The organism is Delftia sp. DLF01, assembly GCF_014852125.1.
Classification (GTDB): Bacteria; Pseudomonadota; Gammaproteobacteria; order Burkholderiales; family Burkholderiaceae_C; genus Comamonas; species Comamonas acidovorans.
Map to the genome: position 1 here is coordinate 1 of NZ_JACVAZ010000006.1, position 18995 is coordinate 18995.

The following is an 18995-nucleotide window of genomic DNA, read 5'->3' on the forward strand; positions in this document are numbered from 1 at the left end:
GCTGCAGGCGTTCGGTGTGGATGAGGCGGTCGCCGTCCCAGCCGTAGTAGTGGGTGCGGGTGGATTCTGTGGAGTCCGCGCTTTCCACTTGCTGCTTGAGCCTGCGGCCCAGGGCGTCGTAGGTGTAACGGCCGTGGTGGCGCAGTTGCTCTGCGTTGCCCTGGATCTGGCTGCTGCGCACCGCTATGAGCTGGTGGGCTCCGTCGTAGTGCAGTTGCTGCTGGCTGTGGTCTGCCTGCATTTGCGCGATGCGGTTGCCGCAGGGGTCGTAGCGCCAGACGCGGTCTTCAGTGAAGCCTATGCGGTTGTCTTCCCAGCGCTGCACGGGGCCTTGGCGCTGGCCTGCAAGGTGGCCCAGGCCCATGAGGTTGAAGTCGGTGTGCCGCCAGTGGGCGTGGACCTGGGCAGCCCAGTTGTCCTGAGGGCTGGCCTGACCAGGGGCGCCGGGTGCTGGCAGGCGGTTGCCTGCAGGGTCGATCTGCCAGCGGGTGGTGGTCTGGGGCTGCTGGCTGTCGGTGGCCGCTCTCAGGCGACCGGCGCTGTCGTAGCCGTAGCGCAGCAGTTGCGCGGCCTGGCCCGGGGCGCCGGCCTGTTCGATGGCGACGAGCTGGCCCAGGCTGTCGTAGTGGTAGCGGCGGCCGAGGATCTGGCCGATGAGGGGCTGGACGAGGTGTTCCCTGCCTTCCATGCTTTGCAGGCCTGTGGTGCCCAGGGCCGTGAGGCGGCCCAGGCTGTCCCATTGGCGTTGCACCTGCAGGGGGTTTTGCGCATCTGCTGCGGGGTTGGGTTGGTGCAGGCTGCGGCGGACTTCGCGGTGCAGGCTGTCGCGTTCGAAGTCGATGAGGCTGGCTCCGTTGAGCTGCAGTCCGTGCACATGGCCTGAACCGTAGGTGAGCCAGGCGATCTCTCCCAGGCCTTGCAGCTGGCTGTGCTGGCGTGCGCCCAGCGCGTCCAGGCTGTGGGCGATGCGGTGTTCGTATTCGATCTGGTCTGCGCCCCCGTTCCCGCCCCCGTCCTTGCCGGTCCGGTACAGCTGCTGCACTTCTGCGGTGATGCGGCCAAGGGCGTCGCGCTCCAGTGCTATGCGGCTTTGCAGTTGGGCGATGAGGCCGTTGTCGTTGTCTGCGGTGCTGTGCTGCCAGACGCTGGCGGCCGTGAGGCGCCCTGCTGCATCCCATTCGTAGCGGTGGGTTTGTGCGGGCGCATGGGGCGTGGCGGGCAACTGCCGTTCGGCGAGGCGCCCGCCTTCGTCCCAGCGGTAGTGGCTGCTGGTTTGCTGTGCGGCGTTGCCGTCCGTGGCTTCCATGAGCTGGCCTGCCGCGTCCCAGCGGTAGCGCTGCAGCCGTTGGTCAAACCCTTCTTCCTGCACGAGCCGGTCCAGCGCGTCCCAGGCAAAGCGGCTTTGCGCACCGTTTTCGTTGACGAGACGCAGGAGGCGGCCGGCGCTGTCGTATTCGAAGGCCAGGGTAAGGCCGCCATGTGTTCGCTGGACCAGCCTGCCCCAGAGGTCGTAGCGCAGGTGGATGCTGGGGTCGGCGGCCTGGGTTTCGCTGGAGGTGCCCGCAGGCTGGGCCGGATCGATGCGCGTGAGGTGGCCTGCGCTGTCGTAGTGGTAGCGTTCGATCTGGCCGTTGGGCAGTTCGCTGGCCACGATGCGGCCCTGGCCATCGCGCTGGTGGCGTTGGCGCTGGCCCAGGGCGTTGTCCACTTCGATGAGCGCGCCCCAGCGGTCGTAGTGGTAGTGCGTGCTGTGGCCCGAGCAGTCGGTGTAGCTGAGCAGTTGGCCCGCGTCGCTCCAGGCCAGCTGTTTGCTGCCGCCCTGCGCGTCTTCGATGCGCCGGGGGCTGTCGCAGGTGAGCGGCGCCTCCTGGGGGTCGGGGTAGTGGTAGCGCTCGGTGCTGCCGTCGGCCTGGGTGATCTGGGTGAGGCGGCCCCAGGCGTCGTATTGGTAGCCGGTGCTGGCCCCTGCGGTGTCAGTGCTTTGCAGCAGGCGGCCCGTGGCTTCGTCGTGTTCCTGCTGGGTGCTGCGCCCGTCGGGCAGTTGCACGCCGATGAGCCGGCCCTGGCCATCACGCCTGAGGTGCACGCTGCGTCCCAGCGGGTCGGTGCGCGAAGCCAGGCGGCCGAAGCTGTCGTAGGCCTGCAGCCAGCGGCTGCCATCGGCCTTGTGGTGGGCTATGAGGCGCGACAGGCCCGCTGCACCTTCGAAGTAGTAGGTCTCGATGCGATCCAGGCTGTCGCTGACGCGGGTGGCGGCACGCGGCTGGCCGTCGGGGCCCGGCGGTTGGCTGAGGTAGTCGAAGCGATAGGACAGCCCTTCCTGGTTGCTGTGCTCGATGACGCGGGCGCCGGGCTGGGCGCTCTCGTAGCGGTAGCGGTGCCAGGGGCCGCTGGCATGGCGGTGGGCGCTGATGCGGTGGTGGTCCCATTCGAATTCGCGCACGAGCTGACCTGCGCGGTCGTGGACGGTGATGAGGTCGCCTGCGCTGCTGTAGCCGTAGCGCACGAGGGCGATGGGGGTGGACAGGGGATGCATCGGGTCCTGCACCAGATCCACGCCTGTGACCCGCCAGCCGTCGTCGGCGCCCCACAAACCCAGCGCATCCCTGCCGCCATGGATGCGCTGGTGCAGCAGCCGGTAGCGCCGGCCTGTGCCGTCGCTCAGCGAGACCAGGCGGCCTGCGGGCACAGCCTCTTTGCCGGCACTGTGGCAGGCCTCGGGTGTGGTGCCGTCGCTGTAGTGGTAGAGCTGGCGGCGCCCGAAGCGGTCGATCTGGGCCATGAGGCGCCAGGGACCGGCGACAGGTTCACCGGGCGCAGGGCCAAAGCCCCAGAGGGTGTCGCCATCGCCGCTGACCGCAAGGATGGCTTCGGGGTTGCGCACCAGTGCCTGTTCCACATGGCTCCAGCGTGGGTTCGCAGCCCAGGGCGCTGTGCCCTGTTCAGGGCTGCCGCCGCGCAGCAGCCAGATGTCTTCGCTGGCACTGTGCAGCTGGCCGCCCGGCGCCAGAGGCTGGTCGAAGGTGATGACGCGGCCGCTGGCGTCCAGCAGCAAGGTGGCCTCGTCCTGCAGGCGGATGCTGAGCTCCTGCAGCAGGTGCCAGCCATGGCCCAGCAGGCCACAGGCCGCGCCGTGCTCGGGGTTGACGTAGCTGCTGTACTGGCGCTGCCAGGCCACAGGCAGCGCAGCCGAGGGCAGGGCGAAGTCCAGGTCTTCTGCACCCAACAGGACCTTGGCGCCCAGCTGGGGGTTGACGGGGGAACTGACGGTGATGCCGCCCGGGCAGACGGAGCAGGCCAGGCCCCCCTGGCTGCCGATGAGCACGGTGAGCGAGCCGGTGACGATCTTGCCCTTGACGACGCTGTCGGTGATACGGGCTGCGGGTTGGCCACTCATGCGAGGCTGCTCCTGGAGAGGTGAGAGAGAACGGGACGGCGGATGCGGGGAATGCAGGGGCTGCAGGACATGCGGGCCTCAGCAGTTGAGCCGGTCCATGGGCGAGAGAATCTGGATGTCGCCGGGCGTGATGCGGATGGTGCTTTTGCCGCAGGTCAGCAGGATTTCCTGCTGGGCTTCGAGCCGGATCTTGGCGGCGTTGAGCTCAATGCTTTGCCCATCCATGGTGAGCTGGGAGGCTTTGCCGCCTCCGCCCCCACCGCTGCCGCCGCCGCCACCGGGCGACGTGATGTTCATGGCCATGCCGCCTCCCGCGCCACCACCCCCGCCACCACCGCCCACGGTCAGCGAGTACTGCGAGCCCACTTCCGTGCTTTGCTTGCTGCCGACCTTGACCTGGCGCTCCTGCCCCACGGTGAGGTTCTGGCTCATGCCGACCGTGGTCTGCATGGCCACACCGATGTTCTCCATGTAGTTGACGCCGATGTTCATCATCTTCATCACACCCACGTTCTGCATGTAGGCCATGCCTATGGTCTGGGTCTTGAGCAGGCCCACCGTGACGTGCCAGTTCTGGCCTATCTTGTCGGTCTCGGTCTTGCCAACGGTCTTGCTGCGGTTCTTGCCGATGGAGATGTTCTCGTCGATGCCAACGTCTTCGTTGCGGTTGTCGCCGATGCTGATCTTCTCGTTGTGGTCCACCCGCTCCGTGCGGTTGTTGTGCACGGTGATGGTTTCGTCGCGGTCCACGGTCTCCGTGCGGTCCCGGTGGATGATGTTGGTCTCGTCGCGGTCCACCGTCTTGCGCCGGTCGTTGCCCACCCATTTGTCCTCGTCGTTCTCGACTTCGGTGAGCTGGTCCTTTTGCGCATGCAGCCACAGCTGTTCTTGACCGGCCTTGTCCTCGAAGCGGATGGCGTTGGCGTCACCCGGGCCGTTCTTCATGCCCGCGCCTGCGGCCCCGCCCTTGCTCGATCGGGTCTTGATGCCCGATTGCGTGGCGTTGGCCGGCAGCGCCCAGGGCGGCATGTTGGCCGCGTTGTAGACGCAGCCCGTGACCAGCGGGTAGTCCGGGTCGCCGTTGAGGAAGTCCACCACCACCTCATGGCCTATGCGCGGAATGGAGATGGCCCCGAACCCCGGGCCCGCCCAGTTCGTGGCCACGCGGATCCAGCAGCTGGAGTTCTCGTTCATGCCGCCCAGCCGGTCCCAGTGGAACTGCACCTTGATGCGGCCGTATTCGTCGGTCCAGATTTCTTCTCCGGCCGGGCCCACGACGACGGCGGTCTGCGGGCCCGTGGTGCGCGGCTTGGGCGTGGTGCGCGCGGGCGTGTAGGCAAGACTCGTGGGCTGGGCCTGCAACTCGTAGCGCTGGAAGGAGCCGTCTTCCGCGGCGCTGCCCTTGGCGCCCGGGGCCACGGCACTGACGCGGGGATTCTCCTTCAAGTGGTAGCTCAGGCCCGTGATCAGGTACTGCTGGTTCTGGTCGCCGCGCGGGTAGTTGTAGAGGCTGAAGGTGTAGCCCGTGGCCAGCGCCCGGTGGCAGGACTGGCCCCGCACCCGGCTTTGGCCCGTGAGGCTTTCCTTCAGGCGCACGCGGATGTAGTCTTCGCCGTCGCTCAGCTGGGTGTAGCCGCCCGGCCATTCGTAGATTTCGTGGCCGTCATGGGCGTGGCCCGGTGGGTCGCGCCGCAGGTGGGTGAGGTCGGCCCGGGGTTTCTTGAAGTCGTAGTCGTCGCTGTAATGGCGGCCCGATTTGATTTCCTGCTCCAGCTGCCAGGCGTGGATGTTTTCCTGATCGCCTGCGGCGGCCTTTTCCGGGGGATAAAAGGGAATGGAGGCGCCCCCGGGCAATATGCTGTGCGAGGCAATGATGTCGTCGCACAGCACCAGGGTGTGCTGGCCCGAGGCATGCTCGAAGAAGTAGTAAATGCCTTCGTGCTCCATCAATCGCGAGACAAAGTCGCAATCGCTTTCGTTGTATTGAACGCAGTAGTCCCAGCTGCGATACGCACGCGTGAGTTTCTTTTGCAGCGGGTGGCCATAGACGCCCAATACCTGCTCGATGATGTCGGGCACGGTCTGGTTCTGGAAGATGCGAAAGTCGCTCTTGCGCGTGGCCAGCCACAGCCAGGGGCTCAGGCGGGCCTTGTAGGCGTAGTGGCGGTGGTCCTGGCCCTGCATGCCAAAGCGGGTGACGATGCCGTCGATGAAGCGCCTGCCGCCGCCCTGGGTTTCTATTTCTATGGTGGCGTTTTTGCCCAATAGGGCCTTGGGATCGATGCTTTCGCTTTCGCTGAGCATTTCCACATCGAGGCTGAAGAGCTGGCTGATGTTTTCCTGGCCGCGCAATTCACGGAAATGCAGCTGCTCGCCCAATGGCGTGTGTATGGTGACTCGGCGTGTCATAGTGCGCGCCGCCCTGGGGGCGGCCTCCCTGCTCTTGGTGAGCGGGGATCATAGACAAGCCGATGGCCATAGGGCAATCAAATGAGGGGTCGGAAATATCCTGGATATGTAAGCAATTGCCTTATCTGGGATGCAAGGTGGTGTTTATTTGGAAAATCATCGATATCGGAATACCCCGATACAGGCGTTTTGAGAGTCCCTGCTTACAGTGCGTTCTAGCAATACCAGGCCTCTGAGGGCAGAGCAAGCAGGACTGTAATGTGATATGCACTATCTTGGTGCATTTTTGATGATGCGCCATGTGAGTGCCCGCTATCGCCGCATCGGTGCACATTTTTTGCACAAAGCCGGTGCATCGCTGTGTGTTGCAGCGCCGCATTGGGGAGCCGGAAAGGCGCACGCCCCGGCATCAAAAGACTGGCACGGTCCGTGCTTAACCCGGTTGTCACGAAATTTTTCAAACCGGAGGATCCCATGTCCCGTGCCAGCCTCAAGTCGCTCGCCATCGCCTGTGTCGCCATCGCTCCGCTCTGGGCCCACGCCCAGCTCACGGCCAATGTGTCCCTGACGACGAACTACAAGTTCCGCGGACAGGACCAGGACACGGGACGCAACAAGGCCGTCAAGCCTGCCCTGCAAGGCGGTTTCGACTACACCTTCGGTGACAGCGGCTGGTACATCGGCAACTGGAACTCCAGCGTGGACTGGCTCCCCCGCAATTCGCTGGAAACCGATTTCTACGGCGGCTACAAGTTCAAGGCCGGCGAGGTAGACCTGGACTTCGGCGCGCTGCAGTACCTGTACTCGGGCAATTCCAGTGGCAACACCACGGAGCTGTATGGCGCGGCCACCTATGGACCGTTCACGGCCAAGTACTCGCACACCGTGTCCAAGGACTACTTCGGCTGGGCCGGCGAGAAGGCCGGCTCGGGACTGTCGGGCCGCAACACCGGCTACCTGTGGCTGGGCTTCACCCAGGAAGTGATGCCCAAAGTGACGGTCAAGGCATCGCTGGGCTTCACCCGCTTTGCCAGCGACATCAAGGGCTTGGGCGTGCCCAACTATATGGACTACAGCGTGGGCGGCGCCTACGACTTCGGCGACGGCGTGTCGCTGGGCGCGGCCGTGACGGGTGCGAACAAGAAGTCGTACTTCGGTGACGTCAACAAGGCGCGCCTGATCGTGACGCTGACCAAGACCCTGTAACCGGACCTGAGGAGCAAAGCATCATGAAACTGGTGACCGCCATCATCAAGCCCTTCAAGCTCGACGAGGTGCGCGAGGCGCTCTCCGACATCGGCGTGCAGGGCATCACCGTGACCGAAGTCAAGGGCTTCGGCCGCCAAAAGGGCCATACCGAGCTGTATCGCGGCGCGGAATACGTGGTCGATTTCCTGCCCAAGCTGCGCCTGGAGGCCGCCGTGCCCGATGCGCTGGTGGATCAGGTGATCGATGCCATCGAGGCCGCTGCGCGCACCGGCAAGATCGGTGACGGCAAGATCTTCGTGCTGCCCATCGAGCAGGCCGTCCGCATCCGTACCGGCGAGACCGGCGACAGCGCACTGTGAGTTTCAACCCCTCGTTTCCCGAAAGACTGCCATGACCAAACGACTTCTTTCCATGGGCCTGGGGCTGGGCCTGCTGGCCGCAGGCGCCGCTGCCCTGGCACAGGAGCCCGCCGCCGCTGCAGCCGTTGCCGATGCAGCCGCTGCAGCAGCCCCCGCCGCCGCGGCCGCAGCCGAGGCGCCGGCCCCCGCACTCAGCGCCGGTGACACGGCCTGGATGCTGACCTCGACCATGCTGGTGATCCTGATGGTGATCCCGGGCCTGGCACTGTTCTACGGCGGCCTGGTGCGCACGAAGAACATGCTGTCCGTGCTCTGCCAGGTCTTCGTGATCTTCTCGCTGATCACGCTGCTGTGGGCCGTCTACGGCTACTCGCTGACCTTTGCCGGCGAAGGCAACTTCTTCGGCGGCTTCAGCAAGATCTTCCTCAAGGGCATTGCACCCGACACGCTGGCCGGCGCGCTGCCGACCATTCCCGAGTACGTGTTCGTGGCCTTCCAGTCCACGTTCGCCGCCATCACCGTGGCCCTGATCGTCGGCGCCTTCGCCGAGCGCATCAAGTTCTCGGCCGTGATCCTGTTCTCGGTGCTGTGGTTCACCTTCAGCTACATCCCCATGGCCCACATGGTCTGGGGTGGCGGCCTGCTGGGCAAGGACGGCGCGCTGGACTTCGCCGGCGGCACCGTGGTGCACATCAACGCCGGTATCGCCGGTCTGGTGGGCTCCTACATGCTGGGCAAGCGCATCGGCTTCGGCCGCGAGGCACTGCCCCCGCACAGCCTGACGCTGACCATGGTCGGTGCCTCGCTGCTGTGGGTGGGCTGGTTCGGCTTCAATGCCGGCTCGGCAGGTGCTGCCAACGGCATTGCCGGCCTGGCCTTCATCAACACCATCGTCGCCACGGGCGCCGCCACCATCTCCTGGCTGGCTGCCGAAGCCCTGCACAAGGGCAAGGCCTCGATGCTGGGCGCCGCCTCGGGCGCCGTGGGCGGCCTGGTGGTCATCACCCCGGCGGCCGGCCTCGTCGGCCCCATGGGCGCCATCGTCATGGGCCTGATCGCCGGTCCCGTCTGCCTGTGGGGTGTGTCGGGCCTCAAGAAGCTGCTCAAGGTCGATGACGTCTGCGACGTGTTCGGCGTGCACGGTGTGGGCGGCATCCTGGGTGCCATCCTGACCGGCGTGTTCTGCGCTTCCAGCCTGGGCGGCATCGAGCCCGCAGACTTCAACATGGGCCATCAAGTGTGGGTGCAGGTCAAGAGCGTGCTGCTGACCATCGTCTGGTCCGGCGTGGTGGCTGGCATCTCCTACAAGATCTGCGACCTGGTCGTCGGCCTGCGCGTCAGCGAAGAGTCCGAGCGCCAGGGCCTGGACATCACCACGCACGGCGAGGTGGCGTACTACCGCTGATCGGTTTCCAGGGAGTTCATTGCGGATTGGCCTCGGTGCTTGCACCGGGGCCTTTTTTCATTGCCGCGCCGCAAACGCCCTTCAGCGGCTGAGGAAATCAGGAGGTCTGCCGCACGCCAACCGCCTTATGGTGAGCTCCGTTATAAGACGGATCTTTGGCCTATATGCCATTGACGGAATATATTCTGGAGGGAATAATGACCCAACCCTGGGAGGTGGAGTACACCGACGAGCTTGGCGATTGGTGGGCTGATCTGACGCAGGCCGAGCAGGAGTCCATCGACGCGTCGGTGCGTCTGCTGGAGGCAAGAGGGCCGAATCTCGGGTATCCCCATACGTCCGGCATCGGGAGTTCCAGGCATCCGCACATGCGTGAGCTTCGTGTGCAACATGAGGGACGGCCTTACCGGCTGCTTTACGCGTTCGATCCGCGCCGCTGCGCAATCTTGCTGATCGGCGGCGACAAAACGGGCGACGGCCGCTGGTATGAGGTGCATGTGCCCATTGCCGATCGGCTGTACGACACCCACCTCGAAACCCTGCAAAAGGAAGGACGAATCGATGGCCAGGAAATTCAGTGAACTGCGCGCCAGGATGTCGCCTGAGGCACAGTCCCGGGCCGCCGCGCGGGCCGAGGCCATGCTGGTGGAAATGCAGCTCCAGGAATTGCGCAAGGCCCGCAACGTGACACAGGTCGAAGTGGCCAGGGCCATGAACGTGGAGCAAGCATCCATCTCCAAGCTGGAGCGCCGCGAGGACATGTACGTGAGCACGCTGCGCGAGTACGTCCGTGCGCTGGGCGGCGAGCTGAGGCTGGTCGCCTCGTTTCCCGACGCCGACATCCAGGTCCATCCTTTCGAGCCTCTCCGATGAGGGGCGCAGGCGGCTGATCCGGCGTCTGCCTTTGCCTTTTGGGTGAGGGTGTTTTGCGCCGCCCGCAGAACTTCAAGCGCGCCGTTCAAAAAATTCACGGGTCCGCACCGAGGCGCAAAAGGGCCCAGCCGCTACGATGCAGGCCATGGATTCAGCCCAAAGCCACCTCCTCCAGATCGCCCAGCGCGTGCGCGCTGCTGCGGCCGACGCCACGCCGCTGCGCATACGCGGCGGCGGCACCAAGGATTTTCACGGCCTGGCCCTGCAGGGCGAGCTGCTGGAAACGCGTGCGCTGGCCGGCGTGGTCAGCTATGAGCCCAGCGAGCTGGTCGTGACCGTGCGCGCCGGCACGCCGCTGGCCGAGGTCGAGGCCCTGCTCGCGGCACAGGGCCAGTGCCTGGCCTTCGAGCCTCCGCATTTCGATGGAGACAGCAGCAACGCCACCGTGGGTGGCATGGTGGCCAGCGGCCTGTCAGGGCCCGCGCGTGCCAGCGTGGGCGCCGTGCGCGACTTCGTGCTGGGGCTGGAGATGATCAACGGCCAGGGCGAGCTGCTGCGCTACGGCGGGCAGGTCATGAAGAACGTGGCGGGCTACGACGTCTCGCGGCTGATGGCGGGCTCCTGGGGCGCGCTGGGCCTGATCACCGAGGTCAGCCTCAAGGTGCTGCCCGTGGCGCCGGCCGAGGCCACGCTGCGCTTCGCATGCAGCCAGCAGCAGGCGCTTGACTGGCTCAATGCCTGGGGCGGGCAGCCGCTGCCGCTCAATGCCAGTTGCTGGCTGCAGGAGGAGGGCGCAGCCCAGGGCGTGCTGTACCTGCGCCTGCGCGGTGCACGTGCCGCCGTGCAGGCGGCCTGCGAGCGCCTGGGTGGCGAGCGTGTGCAGCGCATGGACCCTGTGCATGCTGCTGCCGACTGGCAGGCCTGCCGCGAGCAGCAGCTGCCCTGGTTCACCGCACGCGCGCCGGGCCATGCGCTGTGGCGCCTGTCCGTGCCGCAGACGGCTCCGGCCCTGGCGCTGCCGGACGGCTGCACGGGGCCGCTGATCGAATGGCACGGCGCATTGCGCTGGGTGCAGGCGCCGCGTGCGCTGGGCCATGCGCTGCGCGCGCTGGCAAAAGCAGCGGGCGGATCGGCCACCTTGTTCCGCTCCGAGGCCGCAGACCAGCCCGGCGCCGAGCCCGATTTCGACGCCCAGGCGGCCGACGCCACGGCCGCGCTGCATGCGCGGCTCAAGCAGGCCTTCGATCCTGCGGGCATCTTCAACCGCGGCCGGCTGGCCGCCGCCTGGTAGGCCGGGCCAACGCCTGGCTCCGCCCATGCGCATGCGCCACCATCTGCACCTGCTCACGGACCGGCACCGCACGGTGGCCAGCAACCGCACGCTGGGCCTGCTGCTGGCCTTCAACGCGGGTGCGGTGAATGCGGGCGGCTTTTTGCTGGTGCACTCCTATACCTCGCACATGACGGGCTTTGTCTCGCTGCTGGCCGACAACCTCGTGCTGGGCAATACGGCGCTGGTGCTCAGTGCCTGCGGCGCGCTGCTGGCCTTTCTGTGCGGCGCGGCCGCAACGTCGCTGCTGGTCAACTGGGCGCGCCACCACCGGCTGCGCAGCAGCTATGCGCTGCCGCTGCTGCTGGAAGCCGCGCTGATGCTGCTCTTCGGCATGCTGGGCGCGGCCATGCTGGCCTGGCCCACGCCGTTCGCCGTGCCGCTGGCCGTGCTGCTGCTGTCCTTCATCATGGGATTGCAGAACGCCACGGTGACCAAGATGTCGTCCTCGCAGATCCGCACCACGCACATGACGGGCGTGATCACCGACCTGGGCATGGAGCTGGGCCGCGCGCTCTACTGGAACCGCCATGGCAGCCCGCCCGAGCACCGGGTCCACGCCAACCATGTGCGGCTGCGGCTGTTCGCAGGGCTGCTGTCCATGTTCCTGCTGGGCGGCATTGCGGGTGCGCTGGGTTTCCGGCACCTGGGCTTTGTGTTCGTCGTGCCGCTGGCCGTGGTGCTGTGCCTGCTGTCCCTGCCGCCGCTGTGGGCCGACCGTGCGCGGCTGCCCCTGCTGCTGGGCCGGCGAGCCGCGCCTCGCGCGTGACCGCCGCGTCCGGCTGCCGTGCCTGACCGTTCCCCGATACCCATACAACAAGAGCCCCACCATGCAGACCCAACTCGCACCCCAGTACCGCGCCACGCCCGAGGGCCAGGAGGCCGAAGCCATTCTGCGCAAGTGCGTGCACTGCGGCTTTTGCACGGCCACCTGCCCGACCTACCAATTGCTGGGCGATGAACTGGACGGGCCGCGTGGCCGCATCTACCTGATCAAGCAGGTGCTGGAGGGCGAGACGCCCACGCGCGCCACCCAGCAGCACCTGGACCGCTGCCTGACCTGCCGCAACTGCGAAAGTACCTGCCCCAGCGGCGTGCAGTACGGCCACCTGGTGGACATAGGCCGCAAGATCGTCGAGGAACAGGTGCCGCGCCCCTTGGGCGAGCGCGCCAGGCGCTGGGCGCTCAAGGAAGGGCTGAACTCGCCGCTGTTCGCCCCGGCCCTGAAGCTGGGCCAGGCCGTGCGCGGCCTGCTGCCCGAAGTCCTGGCCGAGAAAGTGCCCCAGCCCCAGGATGCCGGCGCCTGGCCCGTGCGCGAGCATGCGCGCAAGGTGCTGCTGCTGGCCGGATGCGTGCAGCCGGCCATGATGCCGCGCATCAACTTCGCCACCGCGCGCGTGCTGGATGCGGCCGGCATACAGACCGTGATCGCCCCCAAGGCCGGTTGCTGCGGCGCCGTGAAATTCCACCTCAACGACCAGGAAGGCGGCAAGGCGCAGATGCGCGCCAATATCGACGCCTGGTGGCCGCAGGTGGACAGCGGCGCGGTGGAGGCCATTGTCATGAATGCCTCGGGCTGCGGCGTCACCGTCAAGGAATACGGCCATCTGCTCAAGGACGATGCGCAGTACGCGGACAAGGCAGCCCGCATCAGCGCCCTCACGCGCGACCTGAGCGAGCTGTTGCCCGAACTCCTGCCCGAGCTGGCCGAGCGCCTGCAGGGCAGGGTGCGCGCACCGGCCGCGCCCATGGCCTACCACCCGCCCTGCACGCTGCAGCACGGGCAAAAGCTGCGCGGCGGCGTGGAAACCCATCTGGCCAGGCTGGGCTTCGAGCTGCGCGTGGCGCGCACCGAGTCTCACCTGTGCTGCGGCTCGGCGGGAACCTACTCGGTGCTGCAGCCCGAACTCTCGCACCAGTTGCGCGACCGCAAGATCGGTGCGCTGACCGAAGGCTTCGATGCCCGGCGGCCCGCCGCCATCCTCTCGGCCAACATGGGCTGCATCGTCCACCTGCAAAACGGCACGGACCTGCCCGTGCGCCACTGGATCGAGGTGCTGGACGAGGCCCTGCTGGCCTGAGACCCGCCGCGTACCGACTGCGCATCTGTGCCTCCAGCGCGACGCCGTGGGGCCTATGCCCGCGCAAGCCTTTGCAATGCTGGCATGATGCGGGGTTTCGTTTTCTCCAAGCCCACGTGCTCCGCCATGACTGAATCCGTGTCTGAACCGCAAGAACAGAGCGCCGCGCTGCCGGCGGACGCCGCTGCCGGCACCGAGCCGCAGGCTGCAGCCAGCGCCGATGGCCAGGGCCGCAAGCGCTCGCGCCGTGGCGGACGTGGCCGCAACAAGGGCAAGGCCACCGAGCCTGCCGCCGATGCCGCATCCGGCATGGCCGCCAGTGCCGAGGCCAACGCTTCCAGGCCCGTGCGCACCCAGCATCCGCTGCTGGCGCAACTGGCCCAATGGCATCCGAACCTGTTCGGCGAGCAGCCGCTGCCGCTCAAGCGCGGCATCTTCGAGGACCTGCTGGCCGCCCATCCTGAAGCCATTGACCGCGACCAGCTCAAGCTGGCCCTGTCCCAACACACGCGCTCGAGCCGCTACCTCACCGTGGTGGCCAGCGGCCAGGCCCGGCATGACCTGCAGGGCCAGTCGGTCGAGGCCATGGCGCCCGAGCATGTGCACCATGCGCTGATCGAAGTCTTCCGCCGCCGCCAGCACCGCTCGCCCGAAGACCTGGCGCCCAAGCTGCGCAACCGCATCATCGCGGCCTACGAGGCATCGGGCCTGTCGCGCGACGACTACGCGGCGCGCGTGCAGGGCCGTGACGAGGCCACCAACACCCTGGTGGCCGAGGCACTGGCCGAGGCCGATGCGCGCACCGCCCGCGACGAGGCGCTGCTGCGCGCCTTCGAGGCCAGCGGCCAGACCTCCGAAGCCGGCTTTGCCGACATGTACGGCATGAACCCGCGCCAGGTGGCGCAGCAGCTGGAACGCGCCCGCCGCCGCCTGCAGACGCAGGCGGCCTGAGGCACCAAGGACCAGCGCCAAAGACCGGCAGCACCGCCTGCCGGCACACTCCACCGCCGCGTGCCCGGCAAGGGCCGCGCCGGTGCACCTGCCCTGGATCACAGGCGGCATCTCTGCAGCGGACCCGTCCGCCAGCACGCAGATGCCCACCAGGGGCGGGCCCGGGGATGAACTGTTTCACGGACGCCGCTGCACCCGGCCACGGGGCGGCGGCGCCTTGCCGTGCGCGCTCGTTCCGGGAAATGAACACGGCGCGCAAGGCACTTCAAAGCAAAAAAGCAAAAGGAGACTTGCGATGTGGCTGGGTTTGTCGTTGTTCTACGTGGGCGCCGTGCTGTGCCTGAACGGCCTGTGGATGCTGGGGCGCATCGCCGACCGGGAGATCTGGGTCATCAACGTGTTCGCGGGCCTGGTCTCGCTGATCATCGGCCTGGCCTCGGCCTTCGGGCCCGAGCCTGATGCGGCCTCGGTCAAGACCGGCGCGCTGACCCTGCTGTTCGCCTTCACCTACCTGTGGGTGGCCATCAACCGCTTCACGGGCGCCGATGGCCGGGGCCTGGGCTGGTTCAGCCTGTTCGTGGCCATCACCGCCGTGCCCGTGGCCATCGACACCCTGCTGGGCGCGCGCACCGCCATCGACTGGTGGATGGCGGCCAACTGGGCGGCCTGGGCCGTGCTGTGGGCCATGTTCTTCGTGCTGCTGGCCCTGGGCCGCAACATCGGCCGCGTGACGGGCGCCCTGTGCATTGCGCAGGGCGTGCTCACGGGCTGGCTGCCGGGCTACCTGCTGCTGGCCGGGCAGCTCACGGGCTGATTGCGCAGCGTGAGTACGGGCGGGGCGTCAAGCCCCACGCCGCCGTGCATGCGCCAGTGCAGACAGCAGCGCGGCCGCGATGATGCAGGCGCCGCCCAGCAGCGTGCGCGGCGTCAGCACCTCGCCTGCAATCAACACCGAGGAGACGCTGGCGAAAACCACCTCGGCCAGCATGACCACGGCGGTCACGCCGGCCGGCAGGCGTGCGGCGCCGAACTGCAGCGCCCAGTTGCCCAGCATCAGCAGCACGGCCAGGCCGGCGGCAATCAGCATCCAGCCGGCCTGCGGCGCAGGCATGGGCGGCACCAGCCCCACGCTGCTGCCCGCGAAGGCGCTGGCCAGCCCCATGGCCATGCAGCCGCTGAACATGGCCAGCATGCGCGCCTGCGCCGGCACGGCCTGCAGGCGGCGCAGCAGCACATTGGTCAGCGCAAAGGTGAAGCCGCCGAACAGTGCCAGGCCGTCGGCCAGCGACAGACCGCGCAGCAGCCCGGGCGAGCCGCCGCTGAATGTGCCCTCGGGCACCAGCACCAGCGCCACCCCGCCAAAGGCCAGCAGCAGCCGCGTCAGCGCGGCCGGCGTGGGCCGCTCGCCCAGGATCTTCCAGGCCAGCAGCACGGACCATGCCGGCATCAGATAGAACAGCAGCACCACGCGCACCACATCGCCAATGGTCACGGCCCAGTTGAAGGCGATGTTGTTGCTGCCCGCGCAGGCGCCCAGCAGGATCAGCGCCGGGTACTGCAGCGCCTGGCGCAGGCTGGCCGGGCGCAGCGCCACCAGCCCCGCCAGCACCAGGGCATACATCAGCGCCGTGGCCCACAGCGGATGCAGGCCGGCCTCGTGCATGGCGCGAAACGGCCACCAGGCCAGACCCCAGACCAGGGTGTTGAACAGCAGGGCGAGAACGGGCAGCGGGCTATGCATAAAACCACGAAAAAGTGCCCGGTCAGGCAAAGCCCGCACCGAACACAATACGAGAAGACCATTTAGACCAGGCCTATCAATCGATAACGCCCTATGGAACTGGCGAGGCCCAAAGCGAGAGACACCGAGCCAGGGCCGCCCCGCCGCGAGGGTGTCGTCCCCCCTGGGGGAAGGCGCGAAGCGCCTCAGGGGGTAGTCTCAATGACAATCCTTGCGGGCAATCACCAGCAGGCGCTCGACTTCCTCGGGATGGTTGCGCACGTTGCTGACGTGCCAGCGGCCGATCAGCCACATGATGCCGGCCACCACCAGGCCGAACACCGTGATGGCGCCGAAAGCCGACAGTCCGAACTTGGTGGACAGCGCATAGAAGGCGCCCAGCGCCAGGATGCAGGCCTGCTCGTTGAAGTTCTGCACGGCAATCGAGCGGCCCGCGCCCATGAGGTTGTGGCCGCGGTGCTGCAGCAGCGCATTCATGGGCACGACCAGGAAGCCGCCCAGGCCGCCCAGCAGGATCAGGAAGGGAATGGCCACCCACACGCTCTTGATGAAGATCATGGCGATCACCAGCAGGCCCATGGTGATGCCCAGCGGAATCACGCGCGTGGCGTTGTCCAGCCGCATGCGCATGGACGCGAGGATGGCGCCTGCGGCCGTGCCGATGGCCACCACGCCCACCAGGGCCGATGCCTGGGAGGTGCCGTAGCCCAGGGCCGCCGCGCCCCAGGCCAGCACGATGTAGCGCAGGTTGCCCGACACGCCCCAGAACAGCGTGGTCGTGGACAGCGAGATCTGGCCCAGCTTGTCCCCCCACAGCCGCTGGCTGCAGGTCCAGAAGTCGGGCAGCAGGGCCAGGGTGTTGGCCAGAAGGCTCTTGCTGGGGTCCTGGCGCAGCGGGCGCAGGATGGTGTCGGTCAGCGGAATGCGCAGGTTGAACCAGGCGGCCAGCGCATAGACGCCGACCAGCACGGCAATCGCCGCTTCGGCGGCCGTGTCCACGCCCGTGTCCAGCAGCGGCAGGTCAAAGTCCAGCAGATGGGCCGAGATGCCCGGGCTCAGCAACTGCCCGCCCACGAGCACGCCCAGGATGATGGAGGTGATGGTCAGCCCCTCGATCCAGCCATTGGCCTTGACCAGCTGGGAGGCGGGCAGCAATTCGGTGAGGATGCCGTACTTGGCCGGCGAGTAGGCCGCTGCGCCCAGGCCCACCACGGCGTAGGCCAGCAGCGGGTGGTTGCCGAACAGCATCATCAGGCAGCCCACGATCTTGATCGCATTGCTGATGAACATCACCCGCCCCTTGGGCAGGGCGTCGGCAAAGGCGCCGACGAAGGGGGCCAGGATCACGTAGAACAGCGCGAACATGGGCACCAGGGCGGCGCGCTGCCACTCGGGGGCGCCATTGGTGCGCAGCAGTTCCACGGCGGTCACGAACAGGGCGTTGTCTGCCAGCGAGCTGAAGAACTGCGCTGACATGATGGTGTAGAAACCGCGCTTCATGGATAGGCAGATGGGGTCAGCTGCAGGGCTGCTGACCGGTTAAATAAGGACCCCGTGGCAAGTGACTGGCGGTTATATCACGCGGCCTTTGGCTGGCAGTGCCAGAATCCCAAGCTTCTGACTGAGTGAAAACCATGCCGCGTCCCATTCTTGCCACCATCCATTCCGCCGCGCTTCGCCACAACCTGGAGCGGGTGCGGCAGGCGGTCCCCGATGCCAAATTGTGGGCCGTGGTCAAAGCCAACGCCTATGGCCACGGTATCGAGAACGTGTTCGAGGCCCTGCGCGGCGCCGACGGCTTCGCCATGCTGGACCTGGCCGAGGCCGAACGCGTGCGCCAGCTGGGCTGGCGCGGCCCCATCCTGCTGCTGGAAGGGGTCTTCGAGCCGCGCGACCTGGAGCTGTGCTCGCGCCTGTCCATCTGGCATGCCGTGCACTGCGACGCCCAGATCGACTGGCTGGCCGCGCACAAGACGCAGAACGGCCACCGCGTCTTCCTCAAGATGAACTCCGGCATGAACCGCCTGGGCTTCACGCCCGAGCGATACCGCGCGGCCTGGGCCCGGCTGAACGCCTTGCCCCAGGTGGAGGAAATCTCGTTCATGACCCATTTCAGCGATGCCGACGCAGGGGCCGGACAGCCCGGAATCTCGGCACAGCTGCAGCGCTTTCATGACGCCACGCGCGACCTGCCCGGCGAGCGCAGCGTGGGCAACAGCGCAGCCACGCTGCGCCAGGGCGACGACGCGCTGGTGCGCTGCGACTGGGTGCGGCCGGGCATCGTGCTCTACGGCAGCGCCCCCGACTATCCGCAGCACACGGCGGCCCACTGGGGCCTGCAGCCCACGCAGACGCTGAGCTCGCGCATCATCGGCGTGCAGCAACTGACCGAGGGGCAGAGCGTGGGCTATGGTTCGCGCTTCACGGCCGACGGCCCCCTGCGCCTGGGCACCGTGGCCTGCGGCTATGCCGACGGCTATCCACGCCACTGCGGCACGGGCACGCCCGTGCTGGTGAACGGCGTGCGCACCCGCACCCTGGGCCGCGTGAGCATGGACATGCTGGCCGTGGACCTGACGCCCGTGCCCGATGCCGGCATGGGCAGCGAGGTCACGCTGTGGGGCCGCGCCAGCAACGGCGCCGTGCTGCCCATCGACGAGGTGGCCGAGGCCGCAGGCACGCTGGGCTATGAACTCATGTGCGCCGTCGCGCCGCGCGTGAACAAGACCATCGATTGATCAGGGCGCGGCTTCCACGCTGTCCCTGGCCCGCTCCAGCAGCGCCATCAACTGCTGTTGCGCGGCGGGCTCCCAATCCTTGAGCAGCCGGGCCGCCAGCGCCTGGCGCGACTGGCGCAGCCGGTCGAACAGGGCCTGTCCCTGGGGGCTGAGGCTCAGGCAGCGCACGCGGCGGTCGCGGGCGTCCGGTTCGCGGTCCAGCCATCCCTGCTCCTGCAGCTGCGCCAGCATGCGCGCGAGCTGGGCCTTGTCCATGTGGCTGTGGTCGACCAGATCCCTTTGCGTGCGGCCCGGGTGCCGGCCCACGTACATCAGCACGCGCACCTCGTTGGGCGTCAGCCCGGGCTCCATGGACTCCATGTCCTCGCGCATGCGCGAGCGGAACAGGTGCAGCAGCTCGTGCATGGCCTCGAAGATATCGGCGGGCAGGGAGGCATTCATGGCAGGGTCTTGTGGAAATACGTTGACAAAGTCAACGGATGACAGAGAATTGGTGGACTAA

16 protein-coding genes are annotated in these 18995 nt (G+C 67.4%); 11 read left to right on the forward strand and 5 right to left on the reverse strand.

Annotated elements, in window-relative coordinates:
- A partial coding sequence (locus IB269_RS25745; RefSeq protein WP_192368675.1) for a DUF6531 domain-containing protein occupies positions 1–3397 on the reverse strand: 3397 nt, incomplete at its 3' end.
- Between the two features lie 78 nt (positions 3398–3475).
- Complete coding sequence (gene tssI / locus IB269_RS25750) at positions 3476–5806, reverse strand: type VI secretion system tip protein TssI/VgrG (RefSeq protein ID WP_192368676.1); 2331 nt, start codon at positions 5804–5806, stop codon at positions 3476–3478.
- Positions 5807–6280: 474 nt separating this feature from the next.
- Here tssI and IB269_RS25755 point away from each other — a divergent pair, with 474 nt between their 5' ends.
- The 10 genes from IB269_RS25755 (at position 6281) to IB269_RS25800 (ending at position 14828) form a co-directional block, all read left to right on the forward strand.
- The gene (locus IB269_RS25755) at positions 6281–7012 is read left to right on the forward strand and encodes a TorF family putative porin (RefSeq protein ID WP_013800176.1); all 732 of its coding nucleotides are present in this window, start codon (positions 6281–6283) and stop codon (positions 7010–7012) included.
- Positions 7013–7035: 23 nt separating this feature from the next.
- Positions 7036–7374, forward strand: coding sequence for a P-II family nitrogen regulator (locus IB269_RS25760; RefSeq protein ID WP_012202241.1), 339 nt, complete (start codon positions 7036–7038; stop codon positions 7372–7374).
- Between the two features lie 31 nt (positions 7375–7405).
- Positions 7406–8779 carry an ammonium transporter gene (gene amt / locus IB269_RS25765; RefSeq protein WP_170962109.1) on the forward strand — a complete coding sequence of 458 codons (1374 nt, stop codon included), beginning with the start codon at positions 7406–7408 and terminating at the stop codon, positions 8777–8779.
- 197 nt (positions 8780–8976) lie between these two features.
- On the forward strand, positions 8977–9360 hold the full coding sequence (locus IB269_RS25770) for a type II toxin-antitoxin system RelE/ParE family toxin (RefSeq protein WP_071953825.1): 384 nt from the start codon (positions 8977–8979) through the stop codon (positions 9358–9360).
- The gene (locus tag IB269_RS25775; protein WP_013800179.1) at positions 9341–9652 is read left to right on the forward strand and encodes a helix-turn-helix domain-containing protein; all 312 of its coding nucleotides are present in this window, start codon (positions 9341–9343) and stop codon (positions 9650–9652) included. Before IB269_RS25770 ends, IB269_RS25775 begins: the two co-directional genes overlap by 20 nt.
- A 136-nt stretch (positions 9653–9788) precedes the next feature.
- Positions 9789–10943, forward strand: a complete 1155-nt coding sequence (glcE, locus tag IB269_RS25780; RefSeq protein WP_192368677.1) for a glycolate oxidase subunit GlcE — start codon at positions 9789–9791, stop codon at positions 10941–10943.
- A gap of 25 nt (positions 10944–10968) precedes the next feature.
- On the forward strand, positions 10969–11751 hold the full coding sequence (locus tag IB269_RS25785; protein ID WP_192368678.1) for a YoaK family protein: 783 nt from the start codon (positions 10969–10971) through the stop codon (positions 11749–11751).
- Between the two features lie 61 nt (positions 11752–11812).
- On the forward strand, positions 11813–13063 hold the full coding sequence (gene glcF, locus IB269_RS25790) for a glycolate oxidase subunit GlcF (RefSeq protein WP_013800181.1): 1251 nt from the start codon (positions 11813–11815) through the stop codon (positions 13061–13063).
- An 84-nt stretch (positions 13064–13147) separates the two neighbouring features.
- On the forward strand, positions 13148–14014 hold the full coding sequence (locus tag IB269_RS25795; RefSeq protein ID WP_192368679.1) for a ProQ/FinO family protein: 867 nt from the start codon (positions 13148–13150) through the stop codon (positions 14012–14014).
- 295 nt (positions 14015–14309) lie between these two features.
- Positions 14310–14828 (forward strand): AmiS/UreI family transporter, encoded by a 519-nt coding sequence (locus IB269_RS25800; protein WP_013800183.1) that lies wholly within the window; start codon positions 14310–14312, stop codon positions 14826–14828.
- 27 nt (positions 14829–14855) lie between these two features.
- On the opposite strand, the gene IB269_RS25805 is transcribed toward IB269_RS25800, so the two are convergent.
- Both IB269_RS25805 and lplT read right to left on the reverse strand, forming a co-directional pair.
- Positions 14856–15755, reverse strand: a complete 900-nt coding sequence (locus IB269_RS25805) for a DMT family transporter (protein ID WP_034397804.1) — start codon at positions 15753–15755, stop codon at positions 14856–14858.
- Between the two features lie 198 nt (positions 15756–15953).
- Positions 15954–17255: a lysophospholipid transporter LplT gene (gene lplT / locus IB269_RS25810; RefSeq protein ID WP_013800185.1), complete on the reverse strand. Its 1302-nt coding sequence runs from the start codon at positions 17253–17255 to the stop codon at positions 15954–15956.
- A 134-nt stretch (positions 17256–17389) separates the two neighbouring features.
- On the opposite strand from lplT, the gene alr reads away from it, so the two are divergent.
- Positions 17390–18493, forward strand: a complete 1104-nt coding sequence (alr, locus tag IB269_RS25815) for an alanine racemase (protein WP_180318562.1) — start codon at positions 17390–17392, stop codon at positions 18491–18493.
- On the opposite strand, the gene IB269_RS25820 is transcribed toward alr, so the two are convergent.
- Positions 18494–18934 carry a MarR family winged helix-turn-helix transcriptional regulator gene (locus IB269_RS25820; protein ID WP_012202251.1) on the reverse strand — a complete coding sequence of 147 codons (441 nt, stop codon included), beginning with the start codon at positions 18932–18934 and terminating at the stop codon, positions 18494–18496. It abuts the gene before it with no gap.
- Positions 18935–18995 lie beyond the last annotated feature (61 nt).